We start from the raw sequence: 15,940 nt of genomic DNA on the forward strand, positions 1-15,940 counted from the left end.
TTTTATTACATAAGCTTTACTTCTTTCTTTGCGGAAACTTTGCTTGCTTTGCGTTTAATTTTACCGCAAAGTGCGCGAAGTTTTACGCGGTGTTCGCAAAGCGTTGCGGTTATTTCTCTTTTTTATAATACACTTTATACCTCCACAAAACCAAAGCGGAGAAAATCATGTATCCAACGAAAATATACAGATAAATCTCAACATTTTGTCTTTCTCCACTCGCATAAGAATGCAATCCGGTAAGGTGGAAATTGACACCGAAATACGTCATCAATATTGAGGCGAACGCCAATACACTCATGAAATTATAGGTGAATAATCCTCTGAAAAACGGCACAAAACGCGCGTGAATCACAAAAGCATACACCATAATACTGATTAACGCCCAGGTTTCTTTCGGATCCCAGCCCCAGTAACGGCACCAGCTTTCGTTTGCCCATTGCCCGCCGAGGAAATTTCCGATTGTCAGCATGACCAGACCGATTGTGAGCGCCATTTCATTGATGTAAGTGATTTCCTGAATGTGGAGTTTCATTATCTTTTTGCTCCTTTCTGTTGTAAAAATCATCAAGAGCATCGAAATCAATCCGAGTACCATCGCCAACGTTAAAGGCCCGTAACTTCCAACGATTACGGCAACGTGAATCATCAGCCAGTAAGAATTCAGTACCGGTTCAAGGTTTCCGATTTGCGGATCCATCCAATTCCAGTTGGCAATCATCAATATCATTGAAGCTACAAAAGCCCCAGCCGCTACAACCATTGGCGATTTATGCAACCTGTCGGGTAACAAAAGTGATAGGAAATAGAAGCTAAGATTTAATTTAGCAATAGAAGCCAGCCTGCTTGCAAACAAAAGCGTAAACAACATCGTTGCCCAGCCCACATAAATCATCGATTCATAGGCATTACTCCAAGGTGCATGCCCAGAAATATACCAGCGCACAATTAACCCTGCCGTGTGAACGACAAATAACAGACCTATTATAATGTGGAAAACATTGATAATATGATCCATAAATTTTTTATTTATAAGAATATTGGCAATCACAAGTAGCAACATAAAAGTGCCAGCCAGCATATACAACCAATACAAATGTCTGAAAACGTCATATTTATTATACAAAATTTCAGAAGTAATCTTGTCGTCACTAGGGCGTACTTTGCTACCGAATTTCTTCTGGTAATTCTCGAGTCCGGTCACCCAGGTGTTGGCCATCGTGTAATTTTTCGTTTCCGCAGCAGTTACTAATGACCTGAAATATTCCGGTAATACGTTTTTGACAGTATCGAGAGCCGTTCCAGTTGGCTGGTTGATTTCCAGGTAAGAAACCCATTTGTTATTCGGGTCTTTCGGAATCGGGAAAATCTTCAGGATGCTTCCGCTTAAAGCACCGCCGAGGAAGTTCACTTTCTTATCGGCATCCATAAAATCCTTGTCGAACTGATTTGGCTCTGTAGTTTTGTAAGCAGTCTCCAGATATTTTGACAATTTGTAATTTCCACGATCATCGAAAAAATTTACAAGCGCTGCATATTTAGCATCTTTCGGGATACCGATGATACGACGCAGGCTGTCATTTCCCTTTGTAAGATAAATCAACGGAACTTCAAACCAAAGTCTCGGATATTGCGACATCGACAGGAAAACCTGATCAGAGTTCATGCCGTTATAACTGTCTTTTTTGCTGACTTTACGGAGTAATTCTGAACTGAACGTATTAATCGGCTTCATGCGCCCGCCGTCATCCTGAATGACAATACGACCAAATTGAGCGGCATGCTCTTCCTTAACCGCATATTTTTTGATGATCGAATCAATTTGCTTTGGCGTTACTCCTTTTGAATGGTCGTGAGATTGCGCAAATCCTGACATTCCGATGAAAAGCAATAAAATGGCTAAAAGCTGTGCTTTCTTTTCCTTAACTTTTTCAAGCTTCTTTTTCAGGTCGCCAAATCGCGTATTCTTATCAAACAAAATCGCCATCAACGCAAAAAACAGCAGGAAATAACCAATATAAGTTGTCCATGTGCCGTAAAAATCGTGGTTTACAGACAAGCGCGTTCCTTTTTCATCCGGTTCAAACCCGGCCTGAAAAAACCTGAAACCTTTGTAATCAAGCACGTGGTTCATATAAATACGCTGGTCAAAACTTTCTTTTCCGTCCAGTACGGTTACTTTACTTGCGTAAGACGAATAACTATTGACAGTTCCCGGATATTTTTCGGCAATAAAATCATTGAGCTTTATATAAAACGGAGTGGTGTAAACTTTACTCCCGAAAGTCAGCGTATATTCAAGATTACCCAATTTAAAGCCAACAGGCTCGCTGATTTTTCCTTTTGAACCAAGTAACGTTACGATTTTTTCCTGACCTTCATTTGACACTTTTACGATAAGCGCATCATCGGTCATTTTGTCCTTATAATCGTTATTGGAAACATAACCGATTTTTCCTTTGAGCGCCGGTTCAGGGAAAACGAATTGCGCACCGCCTACATTATAAAGCGAACGCATCATCAATGGCTGCGTCGCATCTTTCTTAACTACGCCCTGCATTTTATCAGCCATCCGCATAAAATTGCCTTCAAATGGTGTTTGAATCGTGTAACTTTCTCCTTCGGTATTTACATTTATCGCGCCTGGCGTAAATTTATTCAATGCAAACAAAACATTGTGAATATTAACAACTTCGCCCGCTTTCAGGAAATGCTCGTGACGTTGCCCGCCGCTGGATTCAACCATTTTGAGGTAAACGATTCCATCTTTCTCTTCGGTGATTTTTTCCTTCGCATTCATGATAAAATCGACATATTCGACTTTAAATGGAATTTTAGAGAAATTATCGCTTATCGTAAAATCATTCGACGCAAACGGCCAGCAAACCGCAGGCGAAAGCAACAGCGCTTTTTCCTTGACTTTTCGCATGATTTTTCCGTTGTAATCGCCGTCAACATTGACCGTCAGGAATGTTTTGTCAGAAAGAATCTGGTTGGAAGATTCGCCTTCGCGGATGGGCATAATGCCTTCGTAAGAAATATAACGTGTGATTGCAGCTCCGGCAATAATGAAAATAAAGGCGAGATGCAATAACAAAGTCGCCCATTTTTCCCTCTTATGCAATTGGTATCTTTTGATATTTCCGAAGAAATTCACCATAAAAAAGAACATAATGAACTCAAAACCAGGTCGTGTTGTAAATCCAGATTCTGGCCGTGTCGGTATTGTAATAACTTTCAATGAATGTGCCCGCGCCCATCGCTGCTGCGAAAAATAAAAACAGAAAAGCCATTAAACGGGTCGAGAAAAAGAACGATGCTAAAAAGAGAGAATTTTGTTATCCATCAGAGCGGAATTTTGTTTGAAAAAAACTGTCGCAAAAGTAAGGAAAAAGAGTCTAAAGTCGAAAGTCGAAAGTCGAAAGTTTACAGCTTTATGTGAACTTTCCACCCGACTTTAGACTTTCGACTTTGGACTTTCGACTTTCTTCGTATCTTTAAAACAAAAAATCATGTCCAATATACAACTCATCATAGAAGAAAGGCCAAACATTGTCGGGAATTTTATGGTCGGGAGATTATTGCCATTCCGCCAGAAAAGAATGGTCGGGCCATTTGCTTTCATTGATCATATGGGCCTGCAACTCTGCCTGCTGAACAGAATTTCGATGTGCCGCCACATCCCCATATCGGATTGTCGACGCTCACTTATCTTTTTGATGGCAGCATCATGCACAAAGACAGCCTTGGCAGCGAAGTCGAAATCAAACCCGGGCAAGTCAATTGGATGACTTCCGGAAATGGCATCGTGCATTCTGAACGGACGCCTCAATACCTGCGCCACACAGAAAAATCGCTGCACGGATTGCAGATTTGGGTTGCTTTGCCTAAACATCTTGAACAAATGGAGCCCTCTTTTATCATGCCGATGAAGATGAAATTCCGCATTGGGAAAAGGACGGCGTACATTATAAGCTGATTGCCGGAGAAGCATTTGGAAAAAAATCTCCGGTTCCGGTTTACAGTCCGCTTTATTTTATTGAACTTAAGACTACCGCTGAGCAAACCGTAAATTTAGGCGGTGATTTATTTGGTGAAAGTGCGCTTTATATCCTCGAAGGCAGTATTGAAAGCGAAGGAAATACTTATGACCCAAAGCAAATCCTGATTGCGACCGACAGCAAATTGTGCAGTTTTACAATGAAAGCCAACACGACCGTTTATATTTTTGGTGGCGACGCTTTCGCGGAAGAACGGCTCATTTACTGGAATTTCGTCGCTTCTTCGTCCGAATTGATTGAAGACGCCAAGCAACGATGGATTTCACAGGCTTTTCCGAAAGTTCCGGGAGAAACGGAATTCGTGCCATTGCCCGGATAAGATTTCAGACAGCAGATTTCAGATAGCAGTCTTTATATTTCGCTCAACAAAAAATGCTAATTAACTGATTGCTAGATTCTGAAATCTACTACCTGATCTTTTTCCGTATCTGCTGTCTGCAATCTGCTACCTGCAATCTGAATACTGACTACCAAATACTAAAAACTATGATAACCGTACTCGCTTCGATACAAAAAGACAATTACAAGACCGAAATAAAATCCGGCTCCAAATCGATAATCTCAGACGAGCCGCATGATATGGGCGGGCAGAATCTTGGCTTTACTCCGTCAGAATTGCTAGCATCATCATTAGCCTCATGCACCGCCATCACTTTAAAGATGTATGCCGACCGCAAAAAGTGGGATTTGGCAGAAGCGATGATTGAAGTGAATTTTGAAAATGAACCACGCGAAAATCTCTCCAATATCACCATGAACATCCGTATTTTTGGCGAACTCGATGAAGTTCAAAGGAAACGATTACTCGAAATCGCCCACAACTGCCCAATCCATCGCATCCTGCAAAAACCAATTGAAATCGTAACGCATCTTAAAGATTAGTTAATTAGAAAATGTATAAATTGTTAGAAATAACGGTGATTTGACGTCTGGAATTTTTCGCACTAAAGCTTATGTTCTCTGCTATTGTTAATTTTTTCAGAAGAATCCAGTGCTCACCGGAAGTTTTCATTCGCTAATTATCTGATTCGCTAATTATCTCATTATCTAATTCCGTATTTTTGCGCCATGATAAAAGTAACCATCATCGGTTCGGGAAATGTCGCGCAGCATCTTATCGGCGCTTTCGCGAAAAGCAATGCGATTGAAATCGTACAGGTATATTCGCGGAAAAAGCAAAGCATTCCTGCCCTGCCCGATTACGAAAAAATCACGAACAGTTTTGAAGATCTGGCTGAAGCCGATTTGTATATCCTTGCTGTTTCTGATAATGCCGTAGCGGAAGTGGCGGCGCAATTGCCTTTTAAAAACCGGCTCGTCGCGCATACATCGGGAAGTTTTCCGCTTGACGGAATGAACGAAAATAACAGGCGTGGCGTCTTTTATCCTTTGCAGACATTTACAAAAGGTAAGGAAATTGATTTTTCAGAAATCCCGATTTGTCTTGAAACAGAATTTGGCTATGATTATATCACGCTTGATACAGTTGCGAAAGCTATTTCTGAGAAAGTTTTTACAATAAATTCCGTTCAACGGAAATCACTGCATGTTGCAGCTGTTTTTGTCAATAATTTCGTCAATCATTTGTATGAAATCGGCGATCAGATTTGTTTTGAAAAGCAGGTTCCATTCGATATATTGAAACCATTGATTGCAGAAACTGCCGGAAAAGTCATGACGCTTTCGCCTTCAGAAGCGCAAACCTGCCCGCAAAACGAAATGATAGTAAGACAATTGAGGCACATTTGGATTTTCTGACCGATGAAAATCTGCAAAATATCTACCAGTTATTAACCCAATCCATACAGGAAAATGGCAAAAAGTTATAAAGAAATCATGAACGACATCACGACGTTCATCTTTGATGTTGATGGCGTATTGACCGACAGTACCGTGCATATAACGCAAACCGGGGAAATGTTGCGAACGATGAACATCCGCGACGGATTTGCAATGAAAGCCGCCGTTGAAAGCGGTTATAATGTGTGCATCATTTCGGGCGGAAGCAGTGAGGGCGTGCGCATCAGACTTAGGAATCTCGGAATTACAGACATTCATCTGAGTTGCCCAAATAAAGTTGATACTTTCAAGGAATATATTGATGTATATGGCATTAAAGCCGGGCAAGTGCTGTACATGGGCGACGATATTCCCGATTATCATGTAATGCAACTCGTTGGTCTGCCAAGTTGTCCGCAGGATTCAAGCCCCGAAATCAAGTCGATTTCGACTTACATTTCGCATAAAAATGGCGGAAAAGGTGCTGTTCGCGATGTGATTGAGCAGGTGATGAAAGTTCAGGGTAAGTGGAATACTTATTTTAATGGAAAACATGATTGAGTCGAAAATGAAAAGTCGAAAGCTGAAAGTCCAGGATGAAAGAAATTTTGGTTGATTTCCAGACTTTTGACTTTTGACTTTCAACTTTCGACTTTTTAGAACTACCTTTGCACCCACAAAAATAAAAAATGAGATTACACAGAAATTTAGTCTACACCACAATAGACTCGCTGCACGCGATATTTAATGAAGGAGAATATGCCGATAAAGTGGTGGCGCGGGCACTAAAAAAGACAAGCGCTGGGGCAGCCATGACCGCAAATTTGTGGCCGAAACCATTTATGAGATCGTACGCTGGAAAAGATTATATTCAGAAATCGCTTCTGTAAAAGAACCGTTTGACCGCGACGATTTATGGCGGATTTTTGCTGTTTGGGCCGTTTTGCGCGGCTACCCGATTCCGGATTGGAGACAATTGGAAGGTACGCCGGAACGTAAAATCAAAGGGCGTTTTGACGAATTGTCAAAAATCCGCACGATGAAAGAATCGATTCCTGATTGGATGGATGAACTCGGCGTAAAAGAACTCGGTGAAGCTGTGTGGACTAAAGAGATCAATGCGCAAAACCAACCGGCAAAAGTGATCTTGCGCGTCAATACGCTGAAAACGACAAAGAAAAACTGCGCGCCATTTTGATGGATCTGAACATTGAAACAGAATTTTTGAAAGACCAGCCTGATGCTTTGGTTTTGAAAGAAAGGGCAAATGTATTCTTAACCGACGCTTTTAAAGAAGGATTATTCGAAGTCCAGGACGCAAATTCTCAATTAGTTGCTGCTTTCCTTGACGTAAAACCCGGAATGCGCGTTGTTGATACGTGCGCCGGTGCGGGCGGAAAAACTTTGCATCTGGCTTCATTAATGGAAAACAAAGGCCAGTTAATTGCGATGGATTTGTACGAAAGCAAATTGAAGCAGTTGAAATTACGTGCCAAAAGAAACGGCGCCTTCAACATCGAATATAAGATTATCGATTCGACGAAAGTCATCAAAAAATTACAGGAAAAAGCCGACCGTGTCTTAATTGATGCGCCTTGCAGCGGATTGGGCGTTTTGAAAAGGAATCCGGATGCGAAGTGGAAACTGCAGCCTGAATTTATCGACAACATCCGAAAAGTACAAGCTGAAGTGCTCGAAAGTTATTCAAGGATTGTAAAACCCGGCGGAAAGCTTGTTTATGCCACCTGTTCAGTATTGCCTTCTGAGAATCAGGAACAAGTTAAGCATTTCTTAACTACTGAAAATGGGAAAAACTTTACCTTTGTAAAAGATTCGAAAATCCTGGCGTCAGAATCTGGTTTTGACGGATTTTATATGGCTTTACTGGAACGAAAATAAATACTATGAAAACAAAATACACTTTACTGCTTTTACTGGTTTCGATTTTTGGTTTTGCGCAAATTCCTGCAGGTTATTACAACACTGCAACCGGAACGGGTTACGTACTGAAAACGCAATTGTATACAAAAATCCACACACATACCGCAATTTCTTATTCTCCCGGATTATGGAACTTGTATCCGTCATCGGATGCAAAAGCCAACGGAAAAGTCTGGGATATTTATTCTAACTGCGATTTCAATTTTGGAACAGGCGCAAACGGTAATCAGACCAGGGTTCCGGCGGAACAAGTGAATGTGAGTTCTTCAACAAAGAGCACACTTTCCCGAAAAGCTGGTTTAATAACGCTACGCCAATGTATTCTGATGCATTTCACGTGATGCCTACGGATAAAAAGGTAAATGGTATAAGAGGAAATTATGCTTACGGAATCGTCGGAAACGCAACATACACTTCCTCAAACGGTGCAAAACTTGGAAACAACATTGCTTCGGGCAGCCTTTCGATGACGGTTTTTGAACCAGCTGATGATTATAAAGGTGATGTCGCCAGAAATTATTTTTACATGGCAACCTGCTATCAGGATGTGATTGCAACCTGGGAGAATAACAACTCCAATGGTGCTGCGTTTCTTGATGGCACTAATACAAAAGTATTTGAGCAATGGTCGCTCGATATGCTCTATGCATGGCATCTTGCTGATCCTGTGAGTGCAAAGGAAATTGCCAGAAACAATGCGATTTATGCAGTGCAGGGCAACAGAAATCCATTTATTGACCATCCTGAATATGTGTTGGCGATATGGGGTGCAGCACTTTCAACACCGACTTATACTGCCTTGACGAATGCCAGCGTTTTTCCAAATCCGACAAACGACAGCCGTGTCAATATTCAGAGCGATGTGGTGCTTGATGAAATCGACCTCGTCAATATCAACGGACAAATCGTTCAACGAATTATGAAGCCTGTGTCACAAAATAATACATATACAGTTGAAAGTCTTGCGCAAGGATTTTATTTTCTGAAACTCACTTCTGATAATCAAACGATTACAAAGAAATTGCTTGTAAATTAATTCAATTTCATATTCTTACAAAAAAGCGCTTCAACAAGAGGCGCTTTTTTTATAACAAATTGATTTTCATAAGTTAAAATTCTGAAAAATCAAAAAAAACAATATACATTTGCCGTCCTAAAAAACTACAATGAAAAAAATATTTCTATTTGCGGCGCTCTTACAAGTGTCACTTTTATTGGCTCAGTTCGGAGATCCGGCAGCTTATTACAATGGTTTCAACTGGGCGCAAAACAGCACGGCTTTAAAAGCTGCACTGGCTACAAAAATTACAACAACGCATACGCATACGCTCAGTTATGATGATATCTGGGATGCCGACAAAATTATCGATAAAGATCCTGCCAATTCCAATAACGTATTATTAGTTTATGGTTGGGAAAATGGCACTGATGGCGATGTGACCAACGACATTTCAAGGCCAAAAAACAGTAATGGCGGTGGCAGCGGCGAATGGAACAGAGAGCATACTTATGCGAAATCCCTTGGAACGCCGGATCTTGGTACGAGCTGGGCCTGTTCAGATGCACATCACTTGCGTGCTTCAGACGTACAGAGGAATGGTTCACGCGGCAGCAGAAAATTTGCTTCCGGAACAGGAAACTCAGGTACGACCGGTGCGAACTGGTATCCGGGTGACCAGTGGAAAGGCGATATCGCAAGGATGATGATGTATATGTATTTGCGTTATAACACGCGTTGTCTTCCTAAAAACGTTGCAGTCGGAACAATTAATGCGACCGATCCCAACATGATCGACCTGCTTTTGCAATGGAATGCTGAAGACCCGGTATCTGCTTTCGAAGACGCGAGGAATACTTATTTAGGCAATGCCAATAATACCTACGGTCAAGGGAACAGAAACCCGTTCATTGACAATCCGTATCTGGCAACTTTGATTTGGGGTGGTCCGGCAGCGGAAAACCGTTGGCCAAACATAGCATTTTTGTCTACCGAAGATTTACAATTGCTTGACAATGTTGCGGTTTATCCGAATCCGTCAAACGACCATAAAATAAACATACAAACAGAAGTTACGCTTGACGAAATCAATCTTGTCAATATCAACGGGCAATTGATTCAGCAAATCAAAAAACCAGTATTACAAAATAATACTTATACGCTTGAAAATCTTCCAAACGGGTTTTATATTTTGAAAATGACTTCAGGAACGCAATCTACAGTTAAGAAAGTAATCGTGAATTAATTTCTGAAGTAAAAAATCTTAATTACATTAAAATAAAAAGTCCCGCTCATCACGGGACTTTTTATTTGATATTGAAATTTGAAATTGAACTTGACACTTTATTAGTCATTCATCGAAATCAAAAACTCTTCATTATTCCTGGTTTTTTTAAACCTGTCGTTGATGAAATCCATTGCTTCAACCGGATTCATATCTGCCAGATATTTGCGCATGATCCACATTCTTTGGATGATATTCTGGTCTAAAAGTAAATCATCCCGACGCGTGCTCGAAGACGTCAGATCAATTGCCGGAAATATGCGCTTATTGGCGATTTTACGGTCGAGCTGTAATTCCATATTACCCGTTCCTTTGAATTCCTCAAAAATAACCTCGTCCATTTTAGAACCAGTTTCTGTCAACGCAGTTGCGATGATACTCAGTGAACCGCCATTTTCAACATTCCTTGCAGCACCGAAAAAACGTTTTGGTTTTTGTAAAGCATTCGCGTCTACACCTCCACTTAATACTTTTCCTGAAGCAGGTTGAACCGTGTTATAAGCTCTCGCGAGACGTGTGATTGAATCAAGTAAAATTACGACGTCATGCCCGCATTCAACAAGTCTTTTCGCTTTTTCAAGAACGATATTCGCAATTTTCACGTGTTCCTGCGGCTCACGGTCGAAAGTCGAAGCGATTACTTCACCACGAACACTTCTTTGCATATCGGTTACTTCTTCCGGACGTTCGTCAATCAGTAAAACCAAAAGATAGACTTCAGGGTGATTCGCCGCAATTGCATTGGCGATGTCTTTCAAAAGCATCGTCTTACCGGTTTTCGGCTGGGCGACAATCATGCCCCTCTGCCCTTTTCCGATTGGCGAAAATAAATCGATTATTCGTGTAGAAATCGAACTTCCTTTTTCTGCAATCTTGAATTTTTCCTGTGGGAAAATCGGCGTCAGGTGCTCAAAAGAAACCCTGTCGCGTACGACTTGCGGGTCATGTCCGTTAATTTTTAAAACGCGTACCAGAGGAAAAAATTTCTCTCCTTCTTTTGGTGGGCGCACAACACCTTTTACAGTATCGCCGGTTTTTAGTCCGAACAGACGAATTTGTGAAGTTGACAAATAAATATCATCCGGAGATGCTAAATAATTATAATCGGAAGAACGCAAGAATCCGTAACCGTCAGGCATCATTTCTAAAACGCCTTCGCTTTCAATTATGCCGTCGAATTCAAAATCTGCATCGCGGAAATTATTCTTCTTATTTTTATTGAAATTAGGATTCTGGTTGCCATTCGGAACATTGTTTCCGTTGTTGTTATTAGCATTACCGTTGGCTTCACGCTGTTGGTTTTGGTGCTGCTTTTGATTTTGTTGTTTTTGATTCGGATTGATTTTAGGTTCCTGAACTTCTTCAGCAACATTTTCATTTTCTGCCGAAACAGTCGTATTCTCAGTAGGCGTATTTTCTTCAGAAGATTGCGCTGCATTTTGTGCGCTGGCCGGAACAATTTTATTCTTAGCCTTGTTGATCTTATTCTCGTAATCGGATTTTTTGAATTTGATTACTTTTCTTTCTTCTCTTGGAGTTGCATTTTCTGTAGTAACCTCAACTTTTGGCGCTTCAGTTACAGGATTTTCATCGAATAATGTAGCCGAAGCTACAGTCTGAATTTCATTATCAGCTTTAAAAATTCCTTTTTTATCGTTTTTAGTGATTTTCGGGGATTTATCAGCAGAGATACGCGCTCTTTTCGGTTTTTCGTCAGCATCTGATGGCGCAGAATTATTATCTGAAGCACCGGCAGCAGCAGCTTGTTGTTCCAAAATCATATTGATCAGATGCTCTTTTTTAACGCCGGCAAATTTTATTGTTTTGGCCAATTTGGCAATTTCCTGAAGCTCGGTAAGCTTCATTTCTTTTAATGCAGAAATTTCAAACATGAATGTTATTTGAATTTAATTGTTGAAAAGTAAAGGGGGTGTGAATTTTTTCGCAAATGAATAGTCCGTAGATGAAGTACTTACGGTTTTGTATTGCAATGATACAAATAAAATTTGATGTTGCAATAGTATTTATTAAAAAGAAAATATATTTTTGTGCTGAAAATTTACCGAAATGATCCAGAGAATCCAAACTGTTTATCTTGTGCTCGCGCTTGTGGCGACAATGGTTTTGCCGTTTGTTTTCCCGTTGTGGACGCTCGAAGGCAACAAGGATTTTTATTTCATGATGGACATGGTTTATGTAACGCTCTTCGGCTTAAGCACAACTTTGTCATTATTGAGTATTTTTTCATACAAAAAGAGACAGCATCAGTTTGTTTTAGGCAGACTGAACATCATATTGAATTTAATTTTATTAGGATTATTTGTTTACCGTTCACTAAATTTATCTGGAGCGACGCCCGCCGTTGCTGAGAAAGGTATTGGAATGTTCCTCCCGATTGTTGCTATCGTTTTCTTGGCCCTTGCCAATAAAGCCATCAAGAAGGATGAAGATCTCGTAAAATCTGTAGACCGTTTGAGATAAACCTATAAACTTAGTTTATTAGTGCGAAGGAAAGCCTGGATTAACGTCCGGGCTTTTTTTGTTAATTAGCGGATTAGCGAATGTGATAATTAGCGAATGCCAAGTTTGAGCATAAACATCATGTGAAAACTGAGGAGTCAATATAGACAATACATTACGCGCAAACAAGGCATTCGCTAATTCGCTAATTTTCTCATTATCTAATTCTTCTTCTCAATTTCCACAATCTCCAAATCCCGAATCTTCTCCCCATCCACCACAAACCGCAGCATCGTCCGCACATTATGAAACCCATGAATCCCACAAGCGCCCGGATTCATATGCAAAAAATTATGCTGCTTGTCAAACATCACTTTCAAAATATGCGAATGCCCGCAAATGAACAGATTCGGCGGATTCAAAAACAAATCGCTCCTGATATTCTGGTTGTATTTCCCGGGATAACCGCCGATATGCGTAATCCACACATCAACATCTTCACACTTAAAACGGTTATGCAACGGAAATTCCATCCGCGCCTTATCATCATCAATATTGCCAAAAACCGCACGCAACGGTTTCAATTTCTTAATCGTATCGGTAACAATCAAATCGCCAATATCGCCGGCATGCCAGACCTCATCGGCCTGCGCGACATATTTTAAAATCGTTTCGTCAATATAACTGTGCGTATCGGAAAGCAGAAGGATTTTCTTCATTCAGAGTTTTAAAGTTTCAAAGTTACAAAGTTTCAGAGTTTCTAATCAGGACAGCTATAATTCATTTTTAATTTTGATAATTTCAGACCAACACCCAAAAACTTTGTAACTTTGCTACTTTGTAACCTTGCTACTTTTAACCTTGCGCTACTTCATTCAATTTTCCTATAACGGCACCAATTATCACGGCTGGCAATCGCAGCCCAACGCCGTCACCGTGCAGGAAACGCTAACCAAAGCACTATCGACAATGCTCGGAAATCCAATTGAACTGATGGGTGCCGGACGCACTGATACCGGAGTCCATGCGAAAAAAATGTATGCGCATTTCGATTCAGATGAAATCAACGACATTCCGGTTGTAGTGCACAAACTCAATTCGTATTTACCGAAAGATATCGCTGTTGTTGATATTATTGCCGTGCACGACGACGCTCATGCCCGCTTCGACGCAACAAAACGCACTTACGAATACCATATTTCACGCAAAAAAGATGTATTTTCATCTGAATTGGCGTGGCATTATACATTACCACTCGATGTTGGTGCAATGAACAAAGCTGCTGCAATGCTGCTCGATTTCACCGATTTCGAATGTTTTTCAAAAGTCAACACCGATGTGAATACATTCAATTGTAAAATCACCGAAGCTTTCTGGAAACATGAAAATGATAAATTGATTTTCACCATTTCCGCTGACAGGTTTCTACGAAATATGGTTCGTGCCATCGTCGGGACATTAGTAAATATCGGCCTCGGAAAAATCACAACAGACGATTTAAAAACCATCATCGCCAGCAAAGACAGAAGAGAAGCCGGTTTTCAGTCCCCGCATACGGGCTTTTTTTAACGGAAATTGATTACGAATATTTAAAAAACAGATAGCAGATTTCAGTCTGTAGCGACCCTGCACCGTGAACTCTTCACCTTATACCTATAAATGAAAGCAAAAGCATTCGACACCAAAGTTTTCAAACGCATCATGGTTTACACAAAACCATACAAGCGCATGTTCAACGGCGTCATCATTATGGCGGTTGCGCTGTCGGTTTTTTCGGCGTTGCGGCCGTATTTACTGAAGCAGACTGTCGATGGCTACATTAAATCGCACGACCAGCAGGGGCTTTTGTATTACATTCTTTTAATGGCTGGCGTTTTGCTGTTAGAAGTGCTTTCACAATTCTATTTTGTCTTTTGGGCGAACTGGCTCGGGCAGGACATCATCAAAGACATCCGCAACAAATTGTTCCGCCACATCCTAACGTTCCGGATGAAATATTTCGATAATGCGCCGGTCGGGCAATTGGTGACACGTACGGTTTCTGACATCCAATCGATTGCAGGAATATTCAGCCAGGGCTTTTTATGATTGTCAGCGATTTGATGAAAATGATTGCCGTGCTCGTTTTTATGTTCTGCATGAACTGGCATTTGTCGTGGATTGTCATGGTGGCGATGCCTGCTGGTATTCTTTACAAGGATTTTCCAAAAGAAAATGCAGCTCACTTTCGAAATGGTGCGTACCGAAGTCTCCAACCTCAACACTTTCGTGCAGGAACGCGTCACCGGAATGAAAATCGTACAGTTATTTACCCGCGAAAAAATCGAAGCCAAAAAATTCAGCGTCATCAACGACCGTCACCGCAACGCGTGGATCAAGACAATTCTGTATAACTCCATCTTCTTCCCTATCGCCGATATCATTTCGTCGCTTACACTGGCTTGTGTCGTCTGGGTCGGCGGGATGCAAATCTTAAATGGAAATACCGAAACGACGTTTGGCGATTTATTCACTTATACAATGTTTATCGGAATGCTTTTCAATCCGCTGAGGCAAATCGCAGATAAATTCAATGAAATGCAAATGGGTATGATTGCCGCGAACCGCGTTTTTGACGTACTCGATACCGAAGACCAGATTCAGGACAAAGGCACCATCGCAGCGCCTGAATTTGTAGGAAAAATAGAATTCCAGAACGTGCATTTCGGTTATAATCCGGACGAAGAAGTCATCAAAGGCATTTCATTCCAGGGAAAACCCGGCGAAACCGTTGCCATCGTAGGCGCGACAGGAGCAGGAAAATCCACCATCATCAATCTGCTGAATCGCTTTTACGAAATCAATGGCGGTGCGATTTGCATCGACGGGCAGAACATCCAAGAATATTCGCTTGATTCTTTGCGCATGCAGATTGCCGTGGTTTTGCAGGATGTTTTTCTTTTTGCCGATACGATTTACAACAATATTACACTTCACAATCCGGCGATTACTGAAGCGCAGGTTTATGCTGCCGCGGATAAGATTGGTGTGCGCGATTTCATCATGAGCCTTCCGGGCGGATTTCATTACAATGTAAAGGAACGCGGCGCGATGCTCTCGTCAGGGCAACGGCAACTGATTGCGTTTTTGCGCGCTTATGTGAGCAATCCGAGTATTTTGATTTTAGACGAAGCGACTTCTTCGATTGATACTTATTCTGAAGAATTGATCCAGAAAGCTACTGAAACCATTACGAAAGGCCGCACGTCAATTGTCATTGCGCACCGTTTAGCTACCATCGTAAAAGCTGACAAAATCATTGTAATGGACAAAGGATTAATTGTAGAAGAAGGCAGCCATTTCGAACTGCTCAATAAAACCGAGGGCTATTATAAAAAGCTTTACGACTCACAATTTTTAGCCGAAACCAAAATATAG

Annotated in this window: 9 protein-coding genes and 7 pseudogenes; 13 read left to right on the forward strand and 3 right to left on the reverse strand. The window is 41.1% G+C overall.

The window, feature by feature from the left end; all coding sequences use genetic code 11:
- Positions 1 to 109: 109 nt before the first annotated feature.
- Positions 110 to 3,293, reverse strand: a pseudogene (gene ccsA, locus ACSLFW_RS16445) (cytochrome c biogenesis protein CcsA).
- Positions 3,294 to 3,512: 219 nt separating this feature from the next.
- Here ccsA and ACSLFW_RS16450 point away from each other — a divergent pair.
- From ACSLFW_RS16450 to ACSLFW_RS16490, 9 genes and pseudogenes are all read left to right on the forward strand, one after another.
- A pseudogene (locus tag ACSLFW_RS16450) lies at positions 3,513 to 4,380 on the forward strand (pirin family protein).
- Between the two features lie 167 nt (positions 4,381 to 4,547).
- Positions 4,548 to 4,943 carry an OsmC family protein gene (locus ACSLFW_RS16455; RefSeq protein WP_436556660.1) on the forward strand — a complete coding sequence of 132 codons (396 nt, stop codon included), beginning with the start codon at positions 4,548 to 4,550 and terminating at the stop codon, positions 4,941 to 4,943.
- A 186-nt stretch (positions 4,944 to 5,129) separates the two neighbouring features.
- Positions 5,130 to 5,890 (forward strand): annotated as a pseudogene (locus ACSLFW_RS16460) (Rossmann-like and DUF2520 domain-containing protein).
- Positions 5,874 to 6,401, forward strand: coding sequence for a KdsC family phosphatase (locus ACSLFW_RS16465; RefSeq protein WP_436556661.1), 528 nt, complete (start codon positions 5,874 to 5,876; stop codon positions 6,399 to 6,401). The pseudogene ACSLFW_RS16460 and the gene ACSLFW_RS16465 overlap by 17 nt, the downstream one beginning before the upstream one ends.
- A 128-nt stretch (positions 6,402 to 6,529) precedes the next feature.
- Positions 6,530 to 7,739 (forward strand): annotated as a pseudogene (locus ACSLFW_RS16470) (RsmB/NOP family class I SAM-dependent RNA methyltransferase).
- A 5-nt stretch (positions 7,740 to 7,744) separates the two neighbouring features.
- Complete coding sequence (locus ACSLFW_RS16475) at positions 7,745 to 8,122, forward strand: endonuclease (protein WP_436556662.1); 378 nt, start codon at positions 7,745 to 7,747, stop codon at positions 8,120 to 8,122.
- Positions 8,086 to 8,469, forward strand: a pseudogene (locus tag ACSLFW_RS16480) (endonuclease); the annotation flags it as partial. The gene ACSLFW_RS16475 and the pseudogene ACSLFW_RS16480, both read left to right, overlap by 37 nt.
- 177 nt (positions 8,470 to 8,646) lie before the next feature.
- On the forward strand, positions 8,647 to 8,817 hold the full coding sequence (locus tag ACSLFW_RS16485; RefSeq protein WP_436557479.1) for a T9SS type A sorting domain-containing protein: 171 nt from the start codon (positions 8,647 to 8,649) through the stop codon (positions 8,815 to 8,817).
- 130 nt (positions 8,818 to 8,947) lie between these two features.
- Positions 8,948 to 10,024, forward strand: coding sequence for an endonuclease (locus ACSLFW_RS16490; RefSeq protein WP_436556663.1), 1,077 nt, complete (start codon positions 8,948 to 8,950; stop codon positions 10,022 to 10,024).
- 101 nt (positions 10,025 to 10,125) lie between these two features.
- Here ACSLFW_RS16490 and rho read toward each other — a convergent pair whose 3' ends face one another.
- Positions 10,126 to 11,955, reverse strand: coding sequence for a transcription termination factor Rho (rho, locus tag ACSLFW_RS16495; RefSeq protein WP_436556664.1), 1,830 nt, complete (start codon positions 11,953 to 11,955; stop codon positions 10,126 to 10,128).
- A 175-nt stretch (positions 11,956 to 12,130) separates the two neighbouring features.
- Here rho and ACSLFW_RS16500 point away from each other — a divergent pair, with 175 nt between their 5' ends.
- Positions 12,131 to 12,544, forward strand: coding sequence for a DUF4293 domain-containing protein (locus ACSLFW_RS16500; RefSeq protein ID WP_436556665.1), 414 nt, complete (start codon positions 12,131 to 12,133; stop codon positions 12,542 to 12,544).
- A gap of 200 nt (positions 12,545 to 12,744) precedes the next feature.
- Here the strand turns inward: ACSLFW_RS16500 and ACSLFW_RS16505 are convergent, their stop codons facing one another.
- A complete protein-coding gene (locus ACSLFW_RS16505) occupies positions 12,745 to 13,242 on the reverse strand; it encodes a metallophosphoesterase family protein (protein ID WP_436556666.1) in 498 nt (165 codons plus the stop codon).
- 142 nt (positions 13,243 to 13,384) lie between these two features.
- Between ACSLFW_RS16505 and truA the strand changes: the two are divergent.
- From truA to ACSLFW_RS16520, 3 genes and pseudogenes are all read left to right on the forward strand, one after another.
- Positions 13,385 to 14,127: pseudogene (truA, locus tag ACSLFW_RS16510) on the forward strand (tRNA pseudouridine(38-40) synthase TruA).
- 145 nt (positions 14,128 to 14,272) lie between these two features.
- Positions 14,273 to 15,061 (forward strand): annotated as a pseudogene (locus ACSLFW_RS16515) (ABC transporter ATP-binding protein); the annotation flags it as partial.
- 51 nt (positions 15,062 to 15,112) lie between these two features.
- On the forward strand, positions 15,113 to 15,940 hold the full coding sequence (locus ACSLFW_RS16520) for an ABC transporter ATP-binding protein (RefSeq protein ID WP_436557480.1): 828 nt from the start codon (positions 15,113 to 15,115) through the stop codon (positions 15,938 to 15,940).

This window comes from Flavobacterium sp. 3HN19-14, assembly GCF_051373205.1.
Classification (GTDB): domain Bacteria; phylum Bacteroidota; class Bacteroidia; order Flavobacteriales; family Flavobacteriaceae; genus Flavobacterium.